The organism is Afifella aestuarii, from assembly GCF_004023665.1.
Lineage (GTDB): Bacteria > Pseudomonadota > Alphaproteobacteria > Rhizobiales > Afifellaceae > Afifella > Afifella aestuarii.
On the sequence record NZ_SAUF01000001.1, the window covers coordinates 1,138,952 to 1,152,383 of the forward strand.

Consider the following 13,432-nt stretch of genomic DNA (forward strand, 5'->3'; position numbering starts at 1 on the left):
GCGAACGAAACCATTTCATGGAGCGGGCTCTTGGCTATCCTACTCGGCTTGGTGATCGGCATCGGCTCGATGCTCGGCGGCTTCATGGCCATGGGCGGCCATGTGGGGGTCATCTGGCAGCCCTTCGAATACGTGATCATTGTCGGAATCGCGCTTGGCACTTTCATCATCGCCAATCCGATGGCGATCATCAAAGATGCCGGGGCCGGTATCTTCGAGGCGATGAAGGGCACGGCCCCGAAGCGGAGCGATTATCTCAGTATTCTGAGTCTGCTTTTTGCCTTGATGCGAGATCTCAGGACTCGTCCTCGCAACGAGGTCGAAGCGCATATCGACGATCCGGCTAATTCGGTGCTCTTTCAGCACTTTCCGACGATTCTGAAGGACAAAGAGCTCACCGCTTATATCTGTGACTACGTTCGCCTGATCATCATCGGCAATGCGCGCTCGCACGAGATCGAGGGGCTGATGGAGCAGGAGATCTCGACGATCAAGAAACACAAGCTGAAGTCTGCTGGCGCGTTGGGGACGGTTGCTGAAGCGCTTCCGGCGATCGGTATTTGCGCCGCGGTCTTGGGGATTGTGAAGGCGATGGGCGCTATCGATCAGTCACCGGAGATTCTCGGCCACTACATCGCCTCGGCGCTAATCGGCACGTTCATCGGTATCTTCCTGTCCTACGCAGTGCTTTCTCCTCTGGCAGGCAAGATCAAGATTCTGCGTGAAAAGCAATGCCAGCCTTTTGTCATCGTCAAGCAGACGCTCATTGCCTTCATGAATGGTGCGCTGCCCCAGGTCGCGCTCGAGCATGGCCGCAAGACGATTTCTTCCAAAGAGCGCCCGACCATCGACGAGGTGGAAAACGAGGCGATTTCCAACACCCCGAGCTCATCGGCAGCTCCTATGCAGCAGGCGGCCTGATCCATGTCCGAACCACAAAAAGGCACTGATATCCGTGACATGCTGCTCGATGCGGCAGGTCTGTCGGTCGACAAGCTGCCGATGCTGCAGATTATTTTCGACCGCATGGCGACATTCTGTGCCGATAGTCTGCGCACACTGGCTGCATCTCAGGCCTATTACTCCCTGAGCCATGTGGAGAGCGGGCGTATCGGTGACATCCTGGAGATGTATGAGGCCAATGCCGTCGCCGGCATCTTTCATGCGCCGACCTGGGACAACCACATCATCGTCGGCTTCGATCGCGATTTCATTTTCTCGATGGTCGAAGTTCTGTTTGGGGCCGATGGCTCGGAGCCGCCTTTCGACGACGAGCGGAATTTTTCCACGATCGAAAACCGAATTGCACAGATGCTATTCGAGCAGGCGGGCAAAGCCCTGCAGGCCTCTTTTGCCCTCGTCTCAGACACGCCGTTTAAATTTGAACGTCAGGAAACCCGTATGGACTTCGCCGTCATCGGGCGGCGCAATAACATGGCGGTGGCGGCAAAGTTTCTGCTGCAGGCGCTCGGACGCGGCGGCGAGATGTTCGTGATCATTCCGCAATCGGCGCTGACGCCGATGCGACAGGTTTTGTCGCGTGTGATCTCCGGCGAATCGAACGCGGGCGATCCGAATTGGTCGCGCCAAATTCGTACCGAGGTGAAGAAGGCGAGTGTGCCTCTCCGCGCGGTGCTCGAAGAGCGCAGCATCATGCTCGACGAAGTCGCGCACTTTAAAGTGGGCCAGGTTTTGGAGTTGCAGGCCACGCCTGCAAGCCGCGTCAAGCTCGAGGCGAACGAGCAACCGCTTTTCTGGTGTCAGCTTGGCCAGACGGAAGGCTCGTACAAGCTCCGTGTGGAAGAGGTCTTTGATCCCGAGAAGGAGTTCATCAATGACCTTCTTTCTAACTGACTTGGCGATCCTGGCTGCCTTTGCTGGAGTGAGCGCGGCTGCCGTTGCTTTGCAGCTTCGCAATCGACGTGAAGAAGCTGTGGCCAGGGTTAAAGGCTCACGCACCAGGGAACTGGAGCGCCGGCGCTAAAGGGGGCTGGTCCAACGCCGCATGCGTGAGGGCCTGCAGGATTGAATCGAGAGGAGCGTTTTCATGTCTGGAGATCCTTTGAAGGATATGCAGGAAAAGCTGAACGAGACTTCCACGCACGAGGATGATTTCACTGTGGAGGTGTCGGCAGGGCAGGGCGAGACTTTTGGCACCGGCCGCAATCTGGAATCCGTCATGCGGATTCCCGTGCTGATGCAGGTCGTGCTCGGCTCCGCACGTATGCCCGTTGCCAATCTCATGAAGCTTGGTCGAGGAGCCATCGTGCCGCTCGATCACCGCGTCGGCGAACCTGTCGAAGTGGTCGTCAATGGTCGCGTCATTGCCCGCGGCGAAGTGGTGGTCGTCGAAGACGACAATTCCCGCTTTGGTGTGTCGCTGACCGAGATTGTTGGTCCGGCTGGCGCCGAGCTGACGAACTAAGCAGGGCGAGATGGCAGCCACCGCAAACAAGCCGCCTGCGCCGCGTCCTCTTCAGGGGCCGGACCGGGTCGCCGCGCTACTCATGGCGATGGGCAAGCCCGCGGCTGCCCGCGTGATGAAGCATTTTGATCCGGAGGAGATCAAAATCATCACGCGCTCCGTGGCGACGCTGAAATCTGTTCCGCCTCAGCAGATCGAACAGCTGATCGAGGAGTTCGCCTCGAACTTCCTGAACGGCGCTCAGCTCGTGGGTACGACGGGGGAAGTAGAAAAGCTTCTGGAAGGTGTTCTGCCTCCCGATCAGATCGGCGAGATCATGGCCGACGTCATGGGCAATGCCAGTCGCTCCATCTGGGATCGCATGTCCAATGTCTCGGAAAACCTGATCGCTGCCTACATTCTGAAGGAGCATCCACAGACGGCGGCACTTATCCTCTCGAAGGTGAAGCCGACTTGCGCGGCGAAGGTCATGGGGCATTTGCCGCCGGATCGCCGAAATGAAGTCATGCGTCGCATGCTCGGCTTCAAGCCGATGGTGGACGAGACGATGCGTATCATTGAACGCGTCGTGCACGAAGACTTCATGACCAATCTGTCCCGAAATCAGGGTGCGGATCCGCACGCCAAGATGGCCGATATCGTCAATAAGATGGAGCGCGATCACATGGAAGACGTGCTCAACAGCCTATCGGAATCGCGGCCGAAATCTGCGGAGATCTTGAAAAGCCTGTTGTTCACTTTCGACGATATCTCGAAGCTCACGCCGAAGGCGCGGACTGCTCTCTTCGACCGCGCACCGACCGACAAGGTGGTGATGTCGCTCAAGGGCACCGATGCGGAATTCCGTGAGATCATTCTCTCCTCCTTGTCCTCGCGCGTGCGGCGCATGGTCGAGCAGGAACTCAGCAGCAGTGAACCGGCCCCGCATCGTGAGGTCACGGATGCTCGCCGTGTAATTACCGACATGGCTCTCGATATGGCAGGAAAGGGTGAGATCGACCTCAATTCCGACAACGAGGAAGACGCCTACGTCATGTAGGCGCACTCGCTATGTCGGAGAAGCCGGACAAGGACAGCCAAACCGAGGAGCCGACAGAGAAGAAAATCTCGGATGCGGTGGAGAAGGGCAATACGCCGCATTCGCGTGAAGCGGCGATCTTTACCTCGATACTTGCGATCCTCATCATCATGACGCTGCTGATCCAGGGCGCAGCCCGCGATCTCAGCGCTATCTTGATGCACTTCATCGACAATCCGGGAGGTTTTTCTCTTTCGAACGGGACAGAGGCGACGCTCTTTCTTTGGCGCGTCGCCTGGGATTGCGGGCGCCTCATCCTGCCGGCCATCTTCGTTCTGGCGCTCTTCGGTATCGCTGCTTCACTCTTTCAGAACGTGCCGAGCCTCGTTCTTGAGCGCATCCGTCCGCAATGGTCGCGCATATCGCCTGCTGCTGGATGGAAGAAGATTTTCGGCAAACAGGGCGCCGTCGAGTTCCTGAAAGCGCTTTTCAAAGTCACGGCTGTGGGCATCACGTGCCTACTCGTCATCAACGCGGACCAGAACGCCCTCATGAGCGCCATGTACAGCGACCCGACCCTGGTTCCGCAATTGATCCTTTCGATCTCCGTGCGCCTTGTTTCCACCATTTGTGTGGCCACTATTGTGCTCGTGGGCGCCGATATCGTCTGGTCGCGCGTGCGCTGGCGCAACGATCTCAGAATGACACGTCAGGAGCTCAAGGAGGAATTCAAGCAGGCGGAAGGGGACCCGATTGTGAAGGGGCGCTTGCGGGCGATCGCACGTGAACGCGCCAAGCGCCGGATGATGGCGGAAGTGCCACGTGCCACGCTCATCATCGCCAATCCGACCCATTTCGCCATTGCTATACGCTATGAGCGTGCCGAGGGCGGAGCCCCTTTGGTCATCGCAAAGGGAGCCGATTTGGTGGCGCTAAAGATCCGCGAAATCGCGACCGAGCACAATGTTCCGATCATCGAGGACAAACCATTGGCCCGCGCAATGTACGATGCTGTGGAAGTCGACCAGTTCATTCCGTCGGAGTTTTATGTCGCCGTCGCGAAACTCCTCCATTATATCTATTCGCGTGAGAGTAATGCACATCACCACTCAGCGTAGAGTGATCGAACGGTGCCCGGAGAACGAGCAGGACTTCCTATCCTGCGAGAAAGCTCTCGCGGAGGCGTTGAAGCCGTTCATGGCGGAATTCTACCTCATCAACGCCGGCGTGATGGCCTACTACATCTACGCGGAGCGTGAGGCGAATATCCGTGATATCGTCGATTCCTCGGCTGAAATGCTGCGGCGCCCAGAGCTTTTGCGCTACGCGCGGCAGGCAGCCGTGCAGTTCGATTGGCACAATGCTTTCGCCATCGCCATCCGGATGGAATTCGTCCAAGACAAGGTCACGGCCTTGTTCGATCTCGTTTTCAACACCGATTATGTCGGCCTCGACATCCTCTCCATCGTTTTTCACGGAGAAGGGGATGAGAATTTCTGTGAGCGTTTCCGTCAGGCTGTCGCCGACCTGACCCGCAACGACGCCTGACGAAAGGCGGCACCTGCCGCCATTCCCTTTCGCTTCCCACGCCAGCTTCGGGCAAGGCTCGATGTCTAGCTAGGTCGCGTAGAGCGAAAGGGAGGTTCCTCTTGCAGCCCGTTCATTTATTTGATCTCGCTGCCCGTCAGGCGCAATGGGCGTCGGTCCGGCAGTCGCTGATCGCTGGCAATATTGCCAATGCCAATACACCGGGATACGTCGCCAGGGATATCGAGCCTTTCTCCAAGATCTTGGATTCCACGCATCTTGAGATGACGCGCACCGCGTCGGGCCACGTCGATACCTCCGGTACGTCTCTTGAGACCGGCAAGATCAAGCCTGAGGATAGCTGGGATGTCAGCTTCTCCGGCAATTCCGTGAGCATTGATCAAGAACTGATCAAGGCGGGCGGGACCGAGCGCGCCTTCCAGCTCAATGCCAGCCTGGTGAAGGCCTTCCATCGCATGTTCCTAATGAGCGTGAGGTCGAGCTGATGATCGATCCACTCGCCAGCGCCTCCCAGATCGCGGCCTCGGGGCTCAGAGCCCAGTCGACCCGTCTCAGGATCGTCGCCGAAAACCTCGCCAATGCGCAATCGACCGGTACGACACCCGGCGCCGATCCCTACGTGCGCAAGACCGTTTCTTTCGAGAGCGTGCTCGATCGCACCATCGATGCTGCCAGCGTCAAGGTGAAAGCGCTCGGTGTCGATAACGCGCCGTTCCGGCTGGAGCATGATCCGAGCCACCCGGCGGCCGATGAAGACGGCAACGTCAAGATGCCGAACGTCAATCCGATCATCGAGATGGCCGACCTTCGCGAGACGACAAGGTCTTACGAAGCGAACCTGCAGGTGATTAAGCGGGTGCGCAACATGTTCTCCACCACGATCGATCTTTTGAGGAATAGTTGATGGTTTCTCCGGTTCAGTCGCTGTCCTTCATGGTCGACAGCGCGGCCTCTTTGAGCGGCACCCGCTCGACGGCCGCTACGCCCTCGGTCGCTGGTGCGGCGGGGGGAGCTGATTTCGGCAGCGTCCTCGCCAACATCTCGGGCGATGCGCTCAACACTTTAAAGGCCGGCGAAGCCGCGGCCATCACGGGTATCAACGGCGGTATGCCTGTCCAGGATGTAGTTCAGGCCGTGATGGCGGCCGAGCAAACCCTGCAGGCGTCTCTGGCAATCCGCGACAAGGTCGTTGCGGCTTACCAGGAAATCAGCCGGATGCAGATCTAAGGAGATTGAGATGAGAGCGCTCGCAATCGCAGCGACCGGCATGGCTGCTCAGCAGATGAATGTCGAAGTCATCGCCAACAACGTCGCCAACATCAACACCACCTCCTTCAAGCGCGCCCGCGCCGAATTCTCCGATCTTCTCTACCAGACGGAGCGGACTGCGGGCGTTCCCAATGCGGGCGGTGGCAATCCCGTTCCGGAAGGTACCCGTATCGGGCTTGGTACGCGTACGATCGGTGTGCGGAATCTCCATATTCAGGGTCCGCTCGGCCAGACCGGTAATCCGCTGGATCTCGCCATCAACGGCGGCGGCTGGTTTCAGATTACCAACCCGGCAGGCGAGACGCTTTACACGCGTGCCGGCTCCTTCAACAAAGGTCCGAACGGCGAGCTCGTGACGATCGACGGTTACACCGTCGAGCCGGCCATGACTTTTCCTGCTGATACAGTCGATATCACCGTGAACGAGTCTGGCGAAGTCTACGCGACTGTCGCAGGACAGGCCGATCCGCAGCTTCTGGGTCAGCTGACGCTCGTCAATTTCGCAAATGATGCTGGGCTTGAGCCTCTCGGCAGCAATCTCTACCGCGAGACGACCGCTTCGGGTCAGCCGACCACCGGCGTTGCGACCGACCCGGGATTTGGCAAGATCAATCAGGGATATCTTGAAGGTTCCAACGTTGATCCGGTGAAAGAGATAACGGAACTGATCGCGGCCCAGCGTGCCTATGAGATGAACTCCAAGGTGATCCAGGCAGCCGACGACATGTCGGGCACGGTCTCCAAGGGCATTCGCTGAGCAAGCCGATGATGGGGAGGAACTTCATCGGCCTTCGGCGTAAGGCAACGAACGCGCTCGCGCGTGCCGTTTCCGCCCGGCGCATTCTCGCTGCCTGCGCGTTTGTGTTCGCGGCGAGCGTTTCGGCTGCCGCTCAACAGCAGGCTCAGCCCTACGATCTCCTGCCTGTTCCCTCCGTCACCGTTTATCCGGGCGACGTGATCGATCGGGACATGCTGAAGGAGATGAACTTTCTGCCGAATACGCGTTCGCGATATCCGGTGGTCGACAATATCGACGCCCTCGTCGGCAAAGTGGCGCGCCGTACTCTCGTGCCGGAACGGCTCATCCCGTCCAACGCGGTGGAGGAGCCGGAAATCATCGCACGCGGCTCGCTCACGCGGGCGGTCTATCAATCCGGTGGGCTGTCGATGACGGCAGGCGTGCTCGCTCTCGAAGCAGGCTCTCTCGGAGATGTCATTCGCGTCCGCAATGTCGATTCCGGCCAGGTGATTGCCGGTGTCGTCCAGGCGGACGGAAGCGTGAAGGTGGGACAATGAAAAGGCTTGCCGCCGTCCTTTGCGCTGTGGCGCTCGTTGCCGCCGACACAGTCTGGGCTGCAGATCTCGTCGGAAATGTGCCGATCGGCGATCCCAATCAGATTGCTGGTATCGATCCGTCCTCCGGAGCCCGCATCAAGGACATCACTACGGTTCAAGGCGTGCGGGAGAACCAGCTGATTGGCTACGGCCTTGTCATCGGCCTGCAAGGCACGGGCGATTCCATGCGCAATTCGCCCTTCACCGGCCAGGCACTGGAATCGATGCTCGATCGTCTTGGCATCAATGTGAGCGGCGCGGCCCTTCGTGCGCGCAACGTCGCCGGTGTGACCGTGACCGCCAATCTGCCAGCCTTCGCTGGGCGCGGTGGTGAGATCGACGTGAACGTCGCGTCTATTGGTGATGCAACCTCACTTAAAGGCGGTACCTTGTTGATGACGCCACTCTCAGCCGGCGATGGTGAGGTTTACGCCGTCGCACAGGGGCCTGTTGCGGTCTCCGGCATCAGCGTGGGCGGAGAGGCTGAGACTGTGACGCAGGGTGTTCCGACGGTCGGTCGGATTCCGAACGGAGCGATCGTGGAGCGTGAAGTTCCGGGCTCGATGGAAGACCTCGGCGAGCTCGTTCTCGTGCTCAACAATCCGGACTTTAAGACCGCTGCGATGATGGCCGATGCGGTCAATGCCTATACGAGCCGTCAATTCGGGCGCCCGTTAGCCGTCGAACGCGATTTGAGGAGTGTCGCCGTCCGCAGGCCCGCTGGCGTCACCTCTGCTCGCTTCATGGCCGCGATCGGGCAGCTGCGAGTTGCTCCGGATACCCCCGCGCGCGTCGTCGTCGATCAGCGCACCGGCACGGTCGTCATCGGCTCCAATGTTCAGATCTCACAGGTTGCCCTGACTCATGGCAATCTCACTGTGCGGGTTACCGAGATGCCTCAGGTATCGCAGCCGGAGCCCTTCAGCGACGGACAGACGGTAGTGACGCCGTTGACCCAGGTCGACGCCACCGAAGAGGAAGGTCATCTCGCCATCATCGGCGGGACCGATCTGAAGACTCTGGTGCATGGGCTCAACCAGATCGGGCTGAAACCGAGCGATATCATCGCGATCCTTCAAGCGATCAAAACTTCTGGTGCGCTTCAGGGCGAACTCATCGTCCAGTAGCACAGATTGTCGGGCACCCAGCCGGACCCGGCCCTTGAGAAAAATCTGGAGAAAGGCAGCCGAAGATGAGCACGCCTGTCCGAGAATTGCGTAAGTCGATTGCCTGTCTGCTGGCAACGAGCGCCTTGATTTTGGTTCCTGCTTTCGCCAAGGCGCAGATGTCGGACGCTGCGCAACAGGCGCAGGATATAGCCAACGTCCTGCCCATTCCGTTGGATGCGGAACCACCTGCGACCGGGGCGGTCGCGGGGGATGCCAATGCGGCTTCCGTTCTACAGACTGAGCCGGACCCTGCGCCTGCGCAGACCACGGCAGCTGTGCAGTCTGAAAATGCGCGGCAGTATTGCAGCAACATCACCGACGAGGCCACGGATGCGCGCTATGCGCGCCAGGTCGCTGCTCTGAAGAAGCTCGAGGAAGACGTCAATGGACGTATCGAAGCTCTCGAAAAGAAGCGTGCGGAATATGAGGAATGGCTGAAACGCCGCGAGGACTTCCTACGCAAGGCTGAGGAAAGCGTCGTCGCGATATTCACGCAAATGCGCCCCGATGCAGCGTCTCAGCAGATGGCTGTGATGGCGCCGGCCGCTGCGGCCGCGATATTGGTCAAGCTCAAGCCTCGCAGCGCGAGCGCGATCTTGAACGAGATGGAGCCAATCAAGGCGGCGCAGCTCACGACTACAATGGCAGGGCTCGCAAGAGCGAGTGATGAGGCGAAAAATCCGGGATGAAAAAGATCTGCACAATCGCGGTGCTGCTCGTCATGGGCGGCTGCGCTGCACGTGACAACATCATCACCGGTCCCGAGCTAAGCCCGGTGGGCGAGGGGATCGTTGTGAACCGCCAGCCTCTGCCCGTCAGTTTCGTCGAGCCGGAGCCGAAGACGTTCCAGTCGCTTTGGAGTGGAAAAAAACAAGTCCTCTTCACTGATCGTAAGGCACGGCAGGTGGGCGATGTCATCACGGTCAATATTCAGATCAACGACAAGGCCCAATTTGACAACCAAAGTGACCGGTCGCGAGATTCGAAGTCCGATCTGAGCTTTGGCGGATTTCTCGGCTTCGGCGGCTTCAACGTCGAAAATGAATCCGGTGAGGCCTCCGGTGGTCTCAATGTTGCGTCAAAGACGTCGACCAAGGGTGAGGGTTCAATCGATCGCTCGGAAAAGCTGCGTTTGTCGATCGCAGCGCTGGTCACCGAGGAATTGCCGAACGGCAATCTGATGATCAGCGGTTCACAGGAGGTGAAAGTCAACAACGAGGTCCGCGTGCTCAACATCGCCGGCATCGTCAGACTTTCCGACATCTCCACGGATAATTCTGTCTCCTATGACAAGATCGCGGAGGCACGCATCTCCTATGGCGGCCGCGGCCGAATTTCCGACATGCAGCAGCCGGCCTGGGGCCAGCGGATTTACGACAAAGTGGTGCCTTTCTGATGAGCGACGCATCCATGGCTTTGGCCGACGATGTCGGTGAGGAGGTGGCGCCCAAGAAAAAGGGCTCCTTCCTGATGGGCCTTCTTGGCGTGCTTGCTGTGACGCTGCTTGCCGGCGGAGCTGGCGGGGGCCTAGGGATCTATCTGGCTGGCGCTATCGAAGCGACGGTTGCCGAGAAGCTCAAGGACAAGCCGGAAGACGAGCCGCAGCTGCTCTATTCCGGAGACATGGTGTTGCAGCCGGTCGGTCCGGTCGTCGTGAACGTGGCCGATCCTGCGGATGTCTGGATTCGCCTCGAGACCGCGATCGTGTTTCCAAACGGCGCTCTTGAAAATCCCGAAGTCACAGCCGGGGAGATCCGCGAGGACATCATGGCCCTTGTGCGGACCATGCCTCTGTCGCAGCTCCAAGGCCCGAGTGCATTGCAGCACTTACGCGATGATCTCAACGATCGTGCCGCCGTAAGGACCGACGGTAAGGTGAGTGAGCTGATCATCGAGACGATGGTCGTTCAATAAACACCAATGGCGGTTTTCCGCCTTGTGAGACAGTTTCGATGAAGCGCTTGTTCTTCGCTCTTTTGCTGGTGCCCTTCCTGGGGGTTGCGGCCCATGCACAAGTACCCGACCTGGAGAGCCTCATCCCTTCTGGCGATGCGGCGGCGACCGGCCGCATCGTGCAGCTCGTCGCTATTTTGACAGTGCTCTCGATTGCGCCGGGCCTCCTCATCATGGTGACGAGCTTCACGCGCTTCATCATCGCTCTGTCGTTTCTGCGCTCCGGCCTAGGCCTGCAGGGCACGCCAGGCAATCTCGTCTTGATCAGCCTGTCGCTGTTCATGACCTTCTATGTGATGGGGCCGACTCTCGATCGGGCCTGGACCGAGGGCCTTCAGCCGCTCACAAACAATGAAATCACCGAACAAGAAGCGTTCGAACGGATCACCGATCCATTCCACGATTTCATGCTGACGCAGGTCCGACCGAAAGATCTTCAACTTTTCGCCGATCTGTCCGCTAGCAAGCCTGGGGCGGAAGAGGGGGCGGAGCTGGCGCTTCCGGAGACGGGAGCGGACGCGACACAAGCGGAATCCGTGCCGTTGCGTGTTCTCATTCCCGCTTTCATGATCTCTGAGCTACGGCGTGGCTTTGAAATCGGTTTCTTGATCGTTCTGCCATTCTTGGTGATCGACATGATCGTCGCCACGCTCGTCATGTCCATGGGCATGATGATGATGCCGCCGGCGGTCATCGCTTTGCCCTTTAAGATCCTGTTTTTCGTTCTGATCGACGGCTGGAATCTGTTGGTCGGAGGGCTGGTTCGTTCGTTCTTCTGACCTTTAGACATCGAAGTCGTTTCGAAATGCTCAGAAAATTAACCGCGACTTCGATCAAACCGATCTGACGCTTCCGTGAACGTCAGTGGAAGTCTGACGCAAGCCCGGTGCAAGCTGACTGAAGCCTTGTGTGCTGACGCAACGTCAATAGGGGGCACACTCAATGAAAAAAGGGCTTCGTCTTAGGCTTGGACATAAGATTTATGCGGTCCTTGCTGTCGGCTTTATAGGCTTTTCCGCCATCTCGGGTTTCCAGCTGCTTGAGCTGGGTCATGCGCTCGAAGATCAAAAGAGCCGCGAGCTTTCGCATCTGACAGAGCTTGCACTCGACATAGCCAAGGAAGAAGAGGCCACGGTCGCGACTGGCGCTCGCTCGCTTCAAGACGCTCAGGCGGATGCCGCTCGCCGTATCGGGGCGCTACGTTATGGTGACAATGAGTATTTCTGGATCAAGGATCGCAACGCCCGCATGGTGATGCATCCGATCAAGCCGGAGCTCAATGGCACGGATCTGACCTCGATCACGGATCCCTCCGGCAAGCACCTCTTCGTTGAGATGCTCGATCTGGTGGCCAAAGAAGGCAGGGGCTTTGTTCGCTATGAATGGCCCAAACCCGGCTCAGCAGAGCCGCAGCCCAAGCTCTCCTATGTCGACGAGTTCGCTCCCTGGGGCTGGGTAATCGGTACCGGCGTCTACATTGATGATTTGCGCACGCAGACATGGGCAACGGCGAAGACCGTTCTCATGATTGGCGGCCTCGTGCTCCTCGTCGTGGCGGCAATTTGCGGTTTCGTTGCCAGACGTATCTCACAGGCAATGCATGCCACGACCGCGGCCATGAACGAACTCGCCGGTGGCAATTTCGAGATTGTTCTGCCCGGGCTCGATCGCGGTGACGAGGTCGGCGAGATCGCTCGTGCCGTCGAGGTGTTCAAGCAGAAGGCCATAGAGAAGGCGCGGCTCGAAGCGGAAGAGCGCGAAAACAAGTCGCGCCAGGCTGAGGCGGAGCGACGCCAGGAAATGCAGCGCCTGGCGGATATGTTCGAAAATGCGGTCGGCGAGGTCACCGAGGGCGTGTCGTCTGCGGCAACGGAACTTGAAGCGGCCGCTGGCTCGATGACAGAAACGGCGGAACGCACCGAAAACCTGTCGAGCACGGTTGTCAGCATCTCCGGTCAGACTTCGTCCAACGTCCAGTCCGTGGCGTCTGCGTCAGAGGAACTTGGTGCCTCGGTTGGAGAGATCAGCCGCCGCGTTCAGGAGAGTGCCAAGATCGCTGGTGAAGCGGTCGAACAGGCCGGCAGCGCCAATCGCCGGGTCGTCGATCTCGCCGACGCGGCCCGTCGCGTGGGTGCGGTCGTGAACTTGATCACGGCGATTGCCGAGCAGACCAATCTGCTTGCGCTCAATGCGACCATAGAGGCAGCCCGCGCCGGCGATGCCGGCAAGGGCTTCGCAGTCGTGGCGATGGAAGTGAAGACACTCGCAGCCCAGACGGCGAAGGCGACTGAAGAAATCGTCGGCCAGATCACCTCCATGCAGCAGGCGACCGATGAGGCGGAGAGTTCGATCCGTTCCATCACGGAGACCATTGCACGCATGTCTGAAATATCTGCGGCGGTCGCCGATGCCGCGGAGCAGCAGTATGAGGCGACTCGCGAGATCGCCGAGAACATCCAAGAAGCGGCGCATGGCACGGCGCAGGTTGCGACCAATATCCTCGATGTGCAGGAGGGTGCAGGCGCGACGGGTGCTGCCTCTTCGCAGGTTCTGGCTTCGGCGCGCTCTCTGTCTCAGGAGAGCCATCGCCTCAAGCAGGAAGTGCAGAGCTTCCTGGCAACGGTGCGTGCCGCCTGAGGTCGCGACAGCCCTTTTTTGACGCTCTGCGGCGGGGGCTTCCCCGCCGTTTTTGTTTTGAGAACCAGCGCGACCAGA

17 protein-coding genes are annotated in these 13,432 nt (G+C 59.1%); all 17 read left to right on the forward strand.

From position 1 onward, the window contains the following. The first annotated feature begins 30 nt into the window (after positions 1-30). The 17 genes from motA (at position 31) to EO094_RS05355 (ending at position 13,354) form a co-directional block, all read left to right on the forward strand. A complete protein-coding gene (gene motA, locus EO094_RS05275) occupies positions 31-921 on the forward strand; it encodes a flagellar motor stator protein MotA (RefSeq protein WP_128291836.1) in 891 nt (296 codons plus the stop codon). Positions 922-924: 3 nt separating this feature from the next. Continuing rightward, entirely contained in the window at positions 925-1,854 is a 930-nt protein-coding gene (locus EO094_RS05280; RefSeq protein WP_128291205.1) for a flagellar motor switch protein FliM, read from the forward strand. Positions 1,855-2,119: 265 nt separating this feature from the next. Then, positions 2,120-2,425, forward strand: coding sequence for a flagellar motor switch protein FliN (gene fliN, locus EO094_RS05285; protein ID WP_370642383.1), 306 nt, complete (start codon positions 2,120-2,122; stop codon positions 2,423-2,425). 10 nt (positions 2,426-2,435) lie between these two features. Continuing rightward, positions 2,436-3,464, forward strand: coding sequence for a flagellar motor switch protein FliG (locus EO094_RS05290; protein WP_128291207.1), 1,029 nt, complete (start codon positions 2,436-2,438; stop codon positions 3,462-3,464). An 11-nt stretch (positions 3,465-3,475) separates the two neighbouring features. Continuing rightward, positions 3,476-4,561 carry a flagellar biosynthesis protein FlhB gene (flhB, locus tag EO094_RS05295; protein WP_128291208.1) on the forward strand — a complete coding sequence of 362 codons (1,086 nt, stop codon included), beginning with the start codon at positions 3,476-3,478 and terminating at the stop codon, positions 4,559-4,561. Next, on the forward strand, positions 4,539-4,991 hold the full coding sequence (locus EO094_RS05300) for a hypothetical protein (RefSeq protein WP_128291209.1): 453 nt from the start codon (positions 4,539-4,541) through the stop codon (positions 4,989-4,991). Before flhB ends, EO094_RS05300 begins: the two co-directional genes overlap by 23 nt. Before the next feature lie 101 nt (positions 4,992-5,092). After that, positions 5,093-5,476, forward strand: a complete 384-nt coding sequence (gene flgB / locus EO094_RS05305) for a flagellar basal body rod protein FlgB (RefSeq protein WP_128291210.1) — start codon at positions 5,093-5,095, stop codon at positions 5,474-5,476. Beyond that, positions 5,476-5,895, forward strand: coding sequence for a flagellar basal body rod protein FlgC (flgC, locus tag EO094_RS05310; protein ID WP_128291211.1), 420 nt, complete (start codon positions 5,476-5,478; stop codon positions 5,893-5,895). Before flgB ends, flgC begins: the two co-directional genes overlap by 1 nt. Beyond that, on the forward strand, positions 5,895-6,218 hold the full coding sequence (gene fliE / locus EO094_RS05315; RefSeq protein WP_128291212.1) for a flagellar hook-basal body complex protein FliE: 324 nt from the start codon (positions 5,895-5,897) through the stop codon (positions 6,216-6,218). Before flgC ends, fliE begins: the two co-directional genes overlap by 1 nt. Before the next feature lie 10 nt (positions 6,219-6,228). Beyond that, complete coding sequence (gene flgG, locus EO094_RS05320; RefSeq protein WP_128291213.1) at positions 6,229-7,017, forward strand: flagellar basal-body rod protein FlgG; 789 nt, start codon at positions 6,229-6,231, stop codon at positions 7,015-7,017. Positions 7,018-7,025: 8 nt separating this feature from the next. Further along, on the forward strand, positions 7,026-7,556 hold the full coding sequence (flgA, locus tag EO094_RS05325) for a flagellar basal body P-ring formation chaperone FlgA (protein ID WP_128291214.1): 531 nt from the start codon (positions 7,026-7,028) through the stop codon (positions 7,554-7,556). After that, the gene (flgI, locus tag EO094_RS05330) at positions 7,553-8,722 is read left to right on the forward strand and encodes a flagellar basal body P-ring protein FlgI (protein ID WP_128291215.1); all 1,170 of its coding nucleotides are present in this window, start codon (positions 7,553-7,555) and stop codon (positions 8,720-8,722) included. The genes flgA and flgI overlap by 4 nt, the downstream gene beginning before the upstream one ends. A 65-nt stretch (positions 8,723-8,787) precedes the next feature. Further along, the gene (locus EO094_RS05335) at positions 8,788-9,453 is read left to right on the forward strand and encodes a MotE family protein (RefSeq protein WP_128291216.1); all 666 of its coding nucleotides are present in this window, start codon (positions 8,788-8,790) and stop codon (positions 9,451-9,453) included. Further along, on the forward strand, positions 9,450-10,160 hold the full coding sequence (gene flgH / locus EO094_RS05340) for a flagellar basal body L-ring protein FlgH (RefSeq protein ID WP_128291217.1): 711 nt from the start codon (positions 9,450-9,452) through the stop codon (positions 10,158-10,160). Before EO094_RS05335 ends, flgH begins: the two co-directional genes overlap by 4 nt. Continuing rightward, positions 10,160-10,678: a flagellar basal body-associated FliL family protein gene (locus EO094_RS05345; protein ID WP_246008366.1), complete on the forward strand. Its 519-nt coding sequence runs from the start codon at positions 10,160-10,162 to the stop codon at positions 10,676-10,678. The genes flgH and EO094_RS05345 overlap by 1 nt, the downstream gene beginning before the upstream one ends. Before the next feature lie 38 nt (positions 10,679-10,716). Next, positions 10,717-11,496: a flagellar type III secretion system pore protein FliP gene (gene fliP, locus EO094_RS05350; RefSeq protein ID WP_128291218.1), complete on the forward strand. Its 780-nt coding sequence runs from the start codon at positions 10,717-10,719 to the stop codon at positions 11,494-11,496. Between the two features lie 163 nt (positions 11,497-11,659). Continuing rightward, positions 11,660-13,354: a methyl-accepting chemotaxis protein gene (locus EO094_RS05355; RefSeq protein ID WP_128291219.1), complete on the forward strand. Its 1,695-nt coding sequence runs from the start codon at positions 11,660-11,662 to the stop codon at positions 13,352-13,354. Positions 13,355-13,432: the final 78 nt, after the last annotated feature.

Excerpts from the sequence above, each read along its gene's own strand:
- flgA (WP_128291214.1), top strand. The coding sequence starts at position 7,026 with ATGATGGGGAGGAACTTCATCGGCCTTCGGCGTAAGGCAACGAACGCG.
- EO094_RS05345 (WP_246008366.1), top strand. The coding sequence starts at position 10,160 with ATGAGCGACGCATCCATGGCTTTGGCCGACGATGTCGGTGAGGAGGTG.
- flgH (WP_128291217.1), top strand. The coding sequence starts at position 9,450 with ATGAAAAAGATCTGCACAATCGCGGTGCTGCTCGTCATGGGCGGCTGC.
- EO094_RS05290 (WP_128291207.1), top strand. The coding sequence starts at position 2,436 with ATGGCAGCCACCGCAAACAAGCCGCCTGCGCCGCGTCCTCTTCAGGGG.
- fliE (WP_128291212.1), top strand. The coding sequence starts at position 5,895 with ATGGTTTCTCCGGTTCAGTCGCTGTCCTTCATGGTCGACAGCGCGGCC.
- flgC (WP_128291211.1), top strand. The coding sequence starts at position 5,476 with ATGATCGATCCACTCGCCAGCGCCTCCCAGATCGCGGCCTCGGGGCTC.
- EO094_RS05300 (WP_128291209.1), top strand. The coding sequence starts at position 4,539 with ATGCACATCACCACTCAGCGTAGAGTGATCGAACGGTGCCCGGAGAAC.
- EO094_RS05280 (WP_128291205.1), top strand. The coding sequence starts at position 925 with ATGTCCGAACCACAAAAAGGCACTGATATCCGTGACATGCTGCTCGAT.
- flgI (WP_128291215.1), top strand. The coding sequence starts at position 7,553 with ATGAAAAGGCTTGCCGCCGTCCTTTGCGCTGTGGCGCTCGTTGCCGCC.
- fliP (WP_128291218.1), top strand. The coding sequence starts at position 10,717 with ATGAAGCGCTTGTTCTTCGCTCTTTTGCTGGTGCCCTTCCTGGGGGTT.
- EO094_RS05335 (WP_128291216.1), top strand. The coding sequence starts at position 8,788 with ATGAGCACGCCTGTCCGAGAATTGCGTAAGTCGATTGCCTGTCTGCTG.
- flhB (WP_128291208.1), top strand. The coding sequence starts at position 3,476 with ATGTCGGAGAAGCCGGACAAGGACAGCCAAACCGAGGAGCCGACAGAG.
- EO094_RS05355 (WP_128291219.1), top strand. The coding sequence starts at position 11,660 with ATGAAAAAAGGGCTTCGTCTTAGGCTTGGACATAAGATTTATGCGGTC.
- flgG (WP_128291213.1), top strand. The coding sequence starts at position 6,229 with ATGAGAGCGCTCGCAATCGCAGCGACCGGCATGGCTGCTCAGCAGATG.